Source organism: Curtobacterium sp. MCBA15_007 (assembly GCF_001864905.1).
In the GTDB taxonomy this organism is placed as follows: domain Bacteria; phylum Actinomycetota; class Actinomycetes; order Actinomycetales; family Microbacteriaceae; genus Curtobacterium; species Curtobacterium poinsettiae.
The window spans coordinates 44,398-55,875 of the sequence record NZ_MJGM01000034.1 but is presented as its reverse complement, the minus strand read 5'-3'; the positions used below and the strand labels follow the sequence as shown (position 1 = coordinate 55,875).

The 11,478-nt window shown below is 71.6% G+C and carries 8 protein-coding genes; all 8 read left to right on the top strand.

Features of this window, described 5'->3' with window-relative positions; all coding sequences use genetic code 11:
• The first annotated feature begins 108 nt into the window (after window positions 1–108).
• Window positions 109–2,958 (top strand): DNA polymerase III subunit gamma and tau, encoded by a 2,850-nt coding sequence (locus tag BIU95_RS12905; RefSeq protein WP_071251859.1) that lies wholly within the window; start codon window positions 109–111, stop codon window positions 2,956–2,958.
• Window positions 2,958–3,557: a recombination mediator RecR gene (gene recR, locus BIU95_RS12900; RefSeq protein ID WP_017888680.1), complete on the top strand. Its 600-nt coding sequence runs from the start codon at window positions 2,958–2,960 to the stop codon at window positions 3,555–3,557. The genes BIU95_RS12905 and recR overlap by 1 nt, the downstream gene beginning before the upstream one ends.
• Before the next feature lie 116 nt (window positions 3,558–3,673).
• Window positions 3,674–4,939 (top strand): aspartate kinase, encoded by a 1,266-nt coding sequence (locus tag BIU95_RS12895; RefSeq protein WP_017888681.1) that lies wholly within the window; start codon window positions 3,674–3,676, stop codon window positions 4,937–4,939.
• Window positions 4,940–4,982: 43 nt separating this feature from the next.
• Complete coding sequence (locus BIU95_RS12890; protein ID WP_017888682.1) at window positions 4,983–6,035, top strand: aspartate-semialdehyde dehydrogenase; 1,053 nt, start codon at window positions 4,983–4,985, stop codon at window positions 6,033–6,035.
• A 98-nt stretch (window positions 6,036–6,133) separates the two neighbouring features.
• Window positions 6,134–7,621, top strand: coding sequence for a malate:quinone oxidoreductase (locus BIU95_RS12885; protein ID WP_017888683.1), 1,488 nt, complete (start codon window positions 6,134–6,136; stop codon window positions 7,619–7,621).
• A 58-nt stretch (window positions 7,622–7,679) separates the two neighbouring features.
• Window positions 7,680–8,810, top strand: a complete 1,131-nt coding sequence (locus tag BIU95_RS18345; protein WP_017888684.1) for an Rv2578c family radical SAM protein — start codon at window positions 7,680–7,682, stop codon at window positions 8,808–8,810.
• Window positions 8,811–8,980: 170 nt separating this feature from the next.
• Window positions 8,981–10,201, top strand: coding sequence for a sensor histidine kinase (locus BIU95_RS18340; RefSeq protein WP_071251858.1), 1,221 nt, complete (start codon window positions 8,981–8,983; stop codon window positions 10,199–10,201).
• A complete protein-coding gene (locus tag BIU95_RS12870; protein ID WP_071251857.1) occupies window positions 10,198–11,427 on the top strand; it encodes a hypothetical protein in 1,230 nt (409 codons plus the stop codon). The genes BIU95_RS18340 and BIU95_RS12870 overlap by 4 nt, the downstream gene beginning before the upstream one ends.
• Window positions 11,428–11,478: the final 51 nt, after the last annotated feature.

Genomic DNA, 11,478 nt, shown 5'->3' with positions numbered 1-11,478 from the left:
CGCGGTGTCGTCCCGGCGCTCGGCCCGCCGCCGACGGGTGGTCCGGCCCGGCGGGACGACCTGTGGACGGGCACGCGGGTTGTCGGTCGTGACGGCTACCCTTGTCGCGTGGTCACCGCCCTGTATCGCCGTTACCGGCCCGAGAACTTCGCCGAGCTGATCGGGCAGTCGCAGGTCACCGACCCGCTCCGCACGGCGCTCCGCACGAACCGCGTCAACCACGCCTACCTGTTCAGCGGCCCCCGTGGCTGCGGCAAGACGACCTCCGCCCGCATCCTCGCGCGCTGCCTGAACTGTGCCGAAGGTCCGACGGACACCCCGTGCGGTGTCTGCCCGAGCTGCGTCGAACTCGCCCGCGACGGCAGCGGATCGCTCGACGTCATCGAGATCGACGCGGCGAGCCACAACGGTGTCGACGACGCACGTGACCTGCGCGACCGTGCCGTGTTCGCCCCGGCCCGCGACCGCTACAAGATCTTCATCCTCGACGAAGCGCACATGGTGACGCCGCAGGGCTTCAACGCGCTGCTCAAGCTGGTCGAGGAACCCCCGGAGCACGTCAAGTTCATCTTCGCGACGACCGAGCCCGAGAAGGTCATCGGCACCATCCGGTCGCGCACCCACCACTACCCGTTCCGGCTCGTCCCGCCCGCGGTGATGCTCGAGTACATCGAGCAGCTCTGCACGCAGGAGTCCGTCTCCGTGGCACCCGGCGTCCTTCCCCTGGTGGTGCGCGCGGGTGGCGGGTCGGTCCGTGACACCCTGTCGCTGCTCGACCAGCTGATGGCCGGCAGCGAAGACGGTGCGATCGCCTACGAGCGTGCCGTCGCCCTGCTCGGCTACACCGACGCAGCCCTGCTCGACGACGTCGTCGACGCCCTGGCCGTCGCCGACCCGGCTTCCGCCTTCGCCGCGATCGACCGCGTCGTGCAGACCGGGCAGGATCCCCGCCGCTTCGTCGAGGACCTGCTCGAGCGCCTGCGCGACCTGATCGTCGTGGCGGCGACGAACGAGAGCGCCGCCGCCGTCCTGCGCGGCGTCTCGCCGGAAGAGCTCGACACCATGAGCCGCCAGGCCGGGGTCTTCGGTGCGACGGGGCTCTCACGCTCCGCCGACATCGCGAACCGTGCCCTCACCGACATGACCGGTGCGACCTCGCCCCGGTTGCACCTCGAACTCATGACGGCCCGGATGCTCGTGCCCGAGGCCGACGACACCCAGCGCGGAGCCCTCGCCCGGGTGGAGCGCCTGGAACGTCGCGTCGGTGTCGGTGACGTCGGTGGACACGACGCCGGTGGGCACCAGGTCGGCGCCGGTGAGCAGTCCGCTCCGGCCGTCGCCGCTGCACCGCGTCGTGAGCAGCCGGCGGCCGCGGCTCCCGCAGCTCCTGCTCCCTCCCTCGCTCCGACGCCCGCTCCGGCACCGGCTGCGGCTCGCACGACGGCCCCCGAGCGCCCGGCTGCACAGCAGAGCGCGCCCCGGGCCAATTCCGGGGCCGTTGCTCGCGACGCCGCGGCGTCCTGGGCCGCGGTCGCTCCGAGCGCTCCGGAAGGGCCCGCGCAGACGCCGACCTCGACCGGGGCCTCGAAGCCCCAGGACGCGAAGTCGGCGGCCGAGCCGGTCAGTCCGTCGTCCACCGGTCAGGGCACGACGATCGGCGACGAGCCCGCCGTCCGGACCGTCGGTGCCGTCGGCTTCCAGCAGATGCGTGACTCCTGGCCGCAGATCGTCGAGCACGTGCAGCACGCCAAGCGTTCGGCGTGGTCGGTGGTCGTCACGGCGCAGGTCACCGCGCTCCGCGACGACGTCCTGACGCTGACGTTCCCGAGTCAGCAGGACGTCGCTTCGTTCAAGGAGATGTCCGATCCCTCGGCCAGCGTCAGCGAACTGCTGCGCGCCGCCATCGTCGACGTGCTCGGGCTCCGCGTGAAGTTCGTCGCCCGCGGGCCGGGTCAGCAGCAGCGTCCGCAGCAGCAGCAGCAGCAGCAGTCGGCTCCGGCCCAGCAACCGGCTCCGGCCCAGCAACCGGCTCCGGCCCAGCAACCTGCTCCGGCGCAGCAGGCTGCGCCGGCCCAGCGTCCGGCTCCCGTTGCCCAGGCCCCCGCCGCCGCGGCACCGGAGTCCCCGGCGCCGAAGTCTGCTGACGCGCCTGCGCCCGCGACAACGGCTGCTCCGGCGCCGGAGTCGCAGGCAGTGCCCGCTGCAGCTGCGGAGCCGGAAGCAGCCCCTGCGGCAGCAGCGGTACCCGAGGCTGTGTCGGAACAGCAGGCGGCGAAGGCCGCGCCGGCACCGGAGGCCGCGCCGGCCCCCGGAGCACCGACCTCGCCCGCGCCGCAGCGTGACGCGGCACCCGCCGATCCCACCCCTGCTCCCTCGGGCGCACCGGTGACCGACTGGGCGGTCGCGACGATCCCCGCCAACGACCCCACCGCCGACGCCGTCCCGGAGTCCGTCGAGCCGAGCTGGGCAGCACCGTTCGGCACCGCACCGGCGTCCGCACCGGTCGCCCCCGCCGAGACCACCACGACGGAGCCGACGCAGCCAGCAGCACCCGCGCGACCTGCTGGTGCCACGGGTGGGCAGCCCGACCAGCCGACCAGCCCGGGGCAGCAGGCGGCGTCTGGAGCGGCAGCCGTGCCTCCCGGCGGTCCCGTCGTGCCGGGCGTTCCCGTCGACGACTACCCGCTCGACGACGAACCGTACGACGACGGCGCACCGTTCCCCGACCCGGGGATCGGTCGCGGCGCGGCGACCGCAGCCGCCGCGCCGGCGGCCCCGGCGCAGCAGGCCGCGCCGCAGCGCGCGTCCCAGCCGTCGGCACCTGCCGCCGCTGCTCCGCGCACCGCGCCGCCCGCGCGCCGCGCGCCGGTCGCGGGTCGGTACGGCGAGGCGGTCGTGCGTGAGATCCTCAACGCTCAGTTCATCGAGGAGACCGCCCTCCACCAGGACGGTGCCTGATGTACGACGGGATCGTCCAGGACCTCATCGACGAGTTCGGCCGCCTGCCCGGCATCGGCCCGAAGTCGGCGCAGCGCATCGCCTTCCACATCCTGCAGACCGAGTCGTTCGACCCGAGCCGACTGTCCGAGCTGCTCGCCGACGTCAAGGAGCGGGTCCGCTTCTGCGAGATCTGCGGCAACGTCACCGAGAACGTGCAGTGCAGCATCTGCCGTGACCCGCGTCGTTCGCCCGCCACCATCTGCGTGGTGGAAGAGGCGAAGGACGTCGCGGCGATCGAGCGGACCCGCGAGTTCCGTGGGCTGTACCACGTGCTCGGCGGGGCGATCAGCCCGATCGACGGCATCGGCCCGGACGACCTGCGCATCCAGCAGCTCATGACGCGCCTGGCCGACGGCACCGTGGCCGAGGTCATCATCGCGACCGACCCCAACCTCGAGGGCGAGGCGACGGCGACCTACCTCAGCCGGCTGCTCGTCCCGATGGGCATCCGCACCACGCGGCTCGCGTCGGGGTTGCCGGTCGGTGGCGACCTGGAGTACGCCGACGAGGTCACGCTCGGTCGTGCCTTCGAAGGCCGCCGCGTCGTCGGCGGCTGACCCCCACGCAGGATCCTTGCGTCGGGGCCCGCTCGCACGCAACATCCCCGAAACACCCTCTACCATTGTGAGACCGCGTGACCTCGCGGTGTCGCCGTCTCCGGGAGTACCAGCCAGTGGCCTTGATCGTGCAGAAGTTCGGTGGTTCATCCGTCGCGGACGCCGAGAGCATCAAGCGCGTGGCGAAGCGGATCGTCGAGACGAAGAAGGCCGGCAACGACGTGGTCGTGGCGGTGTCGGCGATGGGCGACACCACCGACGAACTCGTCGACCTGGCGCACTCCGTCACGCCGATCCCCGCCGGCCGTGAACTCGACATGCTCCTGACCGCGGGGGAGCGCATCTCGATGGCGCTGCTCGCGATGGCGATCAAGAGCCTCGGGGTCGAAGCGTCGTCGTACACCGGCAGCCAGGCCGGCATGCTCACCGACGCCCAGCACGGCAAGGCCCGCATCGTCGACGTCACCCCGAAGCGCGTGCGTGAGGCGCTCGACTCCGGCCACGTCGCGATCGTCGCCGGGTTCCAGGGCTTCAACCGCACCACGGGCGAGATCACCACGCTCGGTCGCGGCGGCTCCGACACCACGGCCGTCGCCCTCGCCGCAGCGCTCGACGCCGACGTCTGCGAGATCTACACCGACGTCGACGGCATCTTCACCGCCGACCCCCGTGTCGTGCCGAAGGCCCGCAAGGTCGACCGCGTCACCAGCGAGGAGATGCTCGAGCTCGCAGCCTCGGGTGCCAAGGTCCTGTACATCCGCGCCGTCGAGTACGCCCGTCGGCACGGGGTCACGCTGCACGTCCGGTCCTCGTTCAACAACAACGAGGGCACCATCGTCTACAACCCTGCCGAGGGGGAAACCGTGGAAGAACCGATCATCACCGGGATCGCCGGAGACCTCTCCGAGGGGAAGATCACCGTCGTGGGGGTCCCGGACCAGCCGGGCAAGGCCGCTGAGATCTTCACCAACGTCGCGCGCGCCGGGGCGAACATCGACATGATCGTCCAGAACGTGTCGGCTGCGTCGACCGGGCGGACGGACATCTCGTTCACCCTGCCGAAGGACCAGGGCCAGACGGTGCTGACGGCACTCGAGGTCGCGAAGGCCGACATCGGCTACGAGAGCATCCAGTACGACGACCAGATCGGCAAGCTCGCCCTGGTCGGCGCTGGGATGCGCACGAACGCCGGTGTCTCGGCGCAGCTCTTCCGCGCCCTGCACGACGCGTCGATCAACATCGAGATGATCTCCACGTCCGAGATCCGCATCTCGGTCGTGACCCGCGCCGACACCCTGAACGAGGCGATGCGGGTCGTGCACAGCGCGTTCGGCCTCGACGCCGACGCCGAGGCCGTCGTCTACGCCGGCACCGGCCGCTGACGCCCGCCGGCTCGTTGATCCGCTGAACCACCAGGAGCACCGCATGACCACCCTCACCGTCGCCGTCGTCGGCGCCACCGGCCAGGTCGGCGCCGTGATGCGCCGCCTGCTCGAGGAGCGCGCGTTCCCGGCCGACCGGGTCCGCTTCTTCGCGAGCGCTCGTTCCGCCGGCACGACGCTGCCGTTCCGCGGCGAGCAGATCGTGGTCGAGGACTCCGAGCTCGCCGACCCGTCCGGCATCGACATCGCGCTGTTCTCCGCCGGGGCCACCGCCTCGCGGGCCCTGGCGCCGAAGTTCGCCGCTGCCGGGGCGCTCGTCGTCGACAACTCGAGCGCCTGGCGCATGGACCCCGACGTCCCGCTCGTCGTGAGCGAGGTGAACCCGCACGCCATCGACCAGGCGCCCAAGGGCATCATCGCGAACCCGAACTGCACGACCATGGCGATCATGCCGGTGCTCAAGGTGCTCGACACCGAGTCCGGGCTCCGTCGCCTCGTCGCCACGACCTACCAGGCGGTCTCCGGCTCCGGGCTCGCCGGCGTCGAGGAACTCCTGGGCCAGGCGAAGGCCGCCCTCGAGCAGGACACCGCTGCGCTGACGCACGACGGATCCGCCGTGACGTTCCCCGAGCCGGTCAAGTACGTCCGCCCGATCGCGTTCGACGTCGTGCCGCTCGCCGGCAGCATCGTCGAGGACGGTCTGGGCGAGACCGACGAGGAGAAGAAGCTCCGCAATGAGAGCCGGAAGATCCTCGAGCTCCCCGACCTGCTCGTCGCGGGCACGTGCGTGCGCGTCCCCGTGTTCACCGGTCACTCCATCTCGGTGCACGCCGAGTTCGAGCGTCCGCTGTCGCCCGAGCGCGCGACCGAGATCCTGTCGAGCGCGCCCGGCGTCGAGCTGTCCGACGTCCCGACCCCGCTGCAGGCCGCGGGCCAGGACCCGGCGTTCGTCGGCCGCATCCGCGCCGACCAGTCCGCGCCCGAGGGCCGCGGCCTGGTGCTGTTCGTCAGCAACGACAACCTGCGGAAGGGCGCCGCGCTCAACGCGGTGCAGATCGCCGAGACCATCGTCGCGCGTCGCTCCGTCGACGCGTAGCGCGCGCCGAGCGCGACCAGCAGACGGACGGGAGGCCCGTGGCGACACCGCCACGGGCCTCCCGTCCGTCTGTCGGGGGACGCCGGTAGGATCGACGGGTGGCAGAGAAGCAGGTGGACCCCATCGACGTCGTCCTGATCGGCGGAGGCATCATGAGTGCCACGCTCGGGGCCATCATCCACAAGCTCGAACCGAGCTGGAAGATCCGCGTGTACGAGCGGCTCGGCACGGTCGCGCAGGAGTCCTCGAACCCGTGGAACAACGCGGGGACCGGGCACTCGGCGCTGTGCGAGCTGAACTACACGCCCGAACTGCCGGACGGCCGCGTCGACATCGCGAAGGCGGTCACGGTCAACGAACAGTTCCAGGTCTCGCGACAGTTCTGGGCGCACCTGGTCGAGACCGGCGTGCTGCCGGAACCGACGAACTTCATCAACCCGACGCCGCACATCTCCTTCGTCTGGGGCGAGGCCAACGTCGCCTACATGCGTGCGCGGTACGAAGCGATGCGCGACCACCCGCTCTTCGCCGGCATCGAGTTCTCCGACGACCCCGCACAGATCCGGCAGTGGGCACCGGCGCTCATCCCCGGTCGCAAGAAGGACCAGCCGATCGCTGCGACGTACTCGGCGGCCGGCTCGGACGTCGACTTCGGGTCGCTCACCCACCAGCTCTTCGACCAGCTCGAGCTCGACGGCGTCGAGATGGAGCCCTCGCACCAGGTCACCAACCTGACCCGCTCGAAGGTGTCCGAGGGCTGGGTGCTCAACGTCCGCAACGAGATCGGTCGGTCGACGCAGCGGATCGCCGCGAAGTTCGTCTTCGTCGGCGCCGGTGGTGGCGCCCTGCACCTGCTGCAGAAGTCCGGCATCCCCGAGATCCGCGGCTACGGCGGTTTCCCGGTGTCGGGGGAGTTCCTGCGGACCGACGACCCCGAGGTGGTGCAGAAGCACTCGGCCAAGGTCTACGGCAAGGCGAGTGTCGGTGCCCCGCCGATGTCGGTGCCGCACCTCGACACCCGCATCGTCGACGGTGGTTCGTCGCTGATGTTCGGCCCGTACGCCGGGTTCAGCCCGAAGTTCCTGAAGCAGGGATCGGTGCTCGACCTGTTCCGCTCGATCCGACCGCACAACCTCCGCCCGATGCTGAGCGTGGCGTTCTCGAACTTCGACCTGGTCCGCTACCTGGTCGGTCAGCTCCTCGCCTCGAAGCGCACCAAGTTCGAGGCGCTCCGTGACTTCATGCCGAGCGCCGAGCCCGAGAACTGGCACCGCATCACGGCCGGGCAGCGCGTCCAGGTGATCAAGCCCGACAAGGACAAGGGCGGCGTGCTCCAGTTCGGCACCGAGGTCATCACCGCCGCCGACGGCTCCATCGCGGGGCTGCTCGGGGCGTCACCGGGTGCGTCGACGGCCGTGCCGATCATGCTCACGATGCTGCACCGGTGCTTCCCCGACCGGTGGGACGGCTGGCAGGACGACGTCCGCGCCATGGTGCCGACGTACGGGCAGGACCTCGGTGACGACCCGGAGCTGGCCGACGCCACGCTCGAGCGCACGGCGAAGGTGCTCGGCCTGCACCACTGAGGCCTGCAGCGATCCGCTCCGGCTTGCAGTCCGTTCGAACGTGTGTTCGAATGACGACATGCGGTGGAGTGGACAGGCGATCGACGCGGAGCAGAGCGACGCGCTGCCCGGGATGGAATCGAACAGCGGGTTCGTCCGGAGCGTGACGACGCCCGAGTTCACTGGGGTGACCTTCCACGAGGTCCTGGCGAAGAGCGCCCTGAACCGGGTGCCGAGCGCAGACGGGTCCGGCACGTACGGCTGGACGATCAACCCCTACCGCGGGTGCAGCCACGCCTGCGTGTACTGCTTCGCCCGCCCGACGCACACGTACCTGGAGTTCGACGGCGGCGCCGACTTCGACCAGCAGATCGTGGTGAAGACGAACGTCGCCGACGTGCTGCGTCGTGAGCTCGGCAAGCCCACGTGGGACCGCCACCCGGTGGCCCTCGGCACGAACACCGACCCGTACCAGCGGGCCGAGGGACGCTACCGGCTGATGCCCGGGGTGATCGAGGCGCTGGCGGAGTCGCGCACCCCGTTCAGCATCCTGACGAAGGGCACGCTGCTGCGGCGCGACCTGCCGCTCCTGGCCGAGGCGGCGAAGGTCGTGCCGGTGGACCTCGCGATGTCGATCGCCGTGTACGACGACTCGTTGCAGCAGTCGGTCGAGGCGGGCACCCCGACGACGTCGGCGCGGCTCGCGACCGTGCGTGCCATCCGTGACGCGGGGCTCGACTGCTCCGTGTTCCTGATGCCCGTGCTGCCCTACATCACCGACACCCGGGCGCACCTCGACGACGCCGTCGGTCGGTCGGTCGCGGCCGGAGCGACGAGCATCACGTACTCGGCGCTGCACCTGCGGCCGGGTGTGAAGCCGTGGTGGTTCGAGTGGCTCGGCCGTGAACGGCCCGACCTGGTGCAGCGGTACCGCGCGATGTACCTCGACAACACCTACGCACCCAAGGACTACCGGCGGTGGTTGTCGGAGCGCATCCGGCCGATCCTGGCGGCGCACGGGGTGGGGCTCGGGCGGGTGGACCCGGCCACGGGGTCGATGGGGTTCTCGGGGCCGCGTGCGCTGCCGCCGGGTGTGCCGGACGGCCCGCCGCAGGAGCAGTCGGTGCCGACGGTCTCGCCGCTGAAGCGTGCCGACCCCGGGTTCGACCGACGGTTGCTCCGGCCCCAGGTGTCGCAGACGCTCTTCTGATCGGTGATCCGCCGGGCGCTGGCCGGTCCACGTTCGGGGGACAGCAAGACCCGAGGTCGGGTGGCTATCATCGAGCGGGTCGCCGTACGGCCCGGGTTTCGGGGTACACGGCCGCTGCTCCGGTGGTTGGATCGTGGACGGCGCCCTCGCCACCCGAAAGGACTCACCTCGTGCTCGGCATCCCCACGCACCTCGCGCCGCGAGTGAACGCGTGGTCGACCGTGCGCGCCTTCCACGCCGGCGCCGTCGGGTCCCTGGTGGCCGCGGTGATCACGCTCGTGCTCTACGGCCTGTCCGAGCCCGGGGTGCAGGTGGTCGGCACCGCGCTGGCGGTCGTCCCCATGCTCGCCATGATCGGCGTGCACGTGCAGTTCGGCACCCGGCTCTCGGCGATCGCGTTCCTGGCGGTCGGCGGCGTCTGCGCCTGGTGGTTCGCCGTCGGGGTCCAGCAGCAGGTCCCGACCGGCTGGGTGACCTCGTACCTGATGTCCCTCGTGGTGATCCCGCTCATCCTGGTCGGGGGAGCCGGTGCCGTGCCGCGCCGCGTCGTGCTGTGGTCCTTCGTGGGCTTCCTGACCGGGCGACTCGCCACCTGGATCGCCATCGCGCAGGACGGTGCGCCGCCCCGGCCGCTCATCCTGGCCTGGATCACCCTGGGCTTCGTGGTCTCGCTCGTGCTCTTCACGACTCGCAGCACGGGACGGAGCGAACGGGTGCAGCCCGAGCTCCTGCGCTCGGCCCGCGAAGAGCACGTCTCCGCCTACCGTGCCGGGGTCGAGGCCGAGGCGTCCGCGATCCTGCACGACACGGTGCTCAACCACCTCGGTGCCATCGCGCTGGCACCGGACGGTCCGATGGACCCGCACCTCGCCGAGACCGTCGACGCGGACGTCGGGGTGCTCACCGGCAAGGGCTGGCTCGCCCCGGCCGCCCGTCCGCGCCCGGGTGCGGCGGCCGAGACGTTCGGCAGCATGGTCGACGAGCACCGTGCGCTCGGACTCGACGTCACCGTGTCCGGTGACACCTCGGCGCTCGACCGCCTCGACCAGCGCGCACTGTCGGCGATCGTCCGGGCCGTCGCGCAGTGCCTGGCGAACGTGCGGAAGCACGCCGGCACCGACGCAGCCGAGGTCAGCGTCTTCGACGACAGTGCGTCCTGCACCGTCATGGTCGTGGACGACGGACGAGGGTTCGACGAAGACGCCACCGGCGCCGACCGGATGGGGCTCCGCGGGTCGGTCCGCGACCGCATCGGACGGGTCGGGGGTGACGTCCAGATCTGGTCGTCGCCGGGTTCCGGGACGAGCGTGATGATGACGGTGCCGTACGTGCCGGTCACCGGTGCCGTCACCGTGCCGGCCGCCGCCGACGACCGAGGGGCTGTGCGGTGACCGCGGTCCGTCCGGGCCGGGCGACCCGCCCTGGTCCCCGCCGCACCGCGCAGCAGTACGACCCGCTCGGCGCGATGGGGTCCCGCCCGCTCGTCGTCGTGCTCGGCGCGGGCAGCGTCGTCTGGGCCCTGCTCGTGTCGATCTTCGACCGCGACGTCGTGGGCAGCCCCACGCTGAGCGCCCTCACGGTGCTGCTCGTCGCGGCCTCGGCGGTGGTGGTGTTCACCGCCTCGAGTCCGTTCCGCGCGCCGTTCCCCCGTTGGGCCTTCATCGCACACGTCGGGTTGCTCGGCCTGGCCTCGGTCGCGAGCATCGCCGCGCAGTGGGGGCCGGACCGCAGCGCCTTGAACGACTTCATGTCCCTGCTCACCGCGACGGGCATCGTGATGGTCGCCCCGTACCGACCGTGGACGGACCTGACGATCGGCGGGCTCGTCCTGGCCGCGGTCAACGCCGTCGCCTGGGGGGCGGGCGCAGCGGAGTTCCCGCACGAGGTGCCGGTCGCCGTCGCGGCGTTCCTGGCCGCGGCCCCGACGCTCGTGCTGACCGCTGCTGCGGCGGTGTTCGCACGGACCTTCGCGGGGCTCGCCGAGCGGGTGCAGATCCGTGCCGGGTCGTACTCCGTCGCGCGCGCCGAGCGGGACGGCATCGCGGCGAGCGTGCAGCAGGACCGTTCGACCATCCTATCCCGTGACGTCGCGCCGTTCTTCGCCGAGCTCCGCACGCGCGACGTCATCACTGACGCCGACCGTGCCCGTGCGCGTGCGATCGCCGACGGCATCCGGGCGTCGATGGTCGCCGACGCGGACCGCACCTGGTTCGAGCTCGCCGTCCGGGTGGACGGCGGTGCAGCACCGCTGGTCGACGACCCCGACGGCCTCATCGCGACGCTCGACACCGACCAGCGGACGGTGGTCCGCACCTTCGTCCGTGCGGCCCTGCGCGCCTCGACGGTCGACCCGGCCGGGTTCCGGACGACGGTGCGACGAGCCGACGATACGTCAGGCCCCACGTCGGGCCCCGCGTCGCCGGCTGGTGCGCCGAAGCCAGCCACGCCACCAGCCCGCGTGGAGGTCGACATGGAGCTCGCCGTCGCGGACTCCGACATCGGCATCCACCGCACCTTCGACCCCTACTTCGCCGTCCTCCGCGTGACGTTCCCCGACCTCGACGTCGCAGTCCGTCCTTCCGCCCTCGCACTAAGGTTCTCCTATGACCAGCACTGACCCGAACAGGCTCTCGGAGGGGTCACCGTCCCTCCCGAACCCGGGAGCACG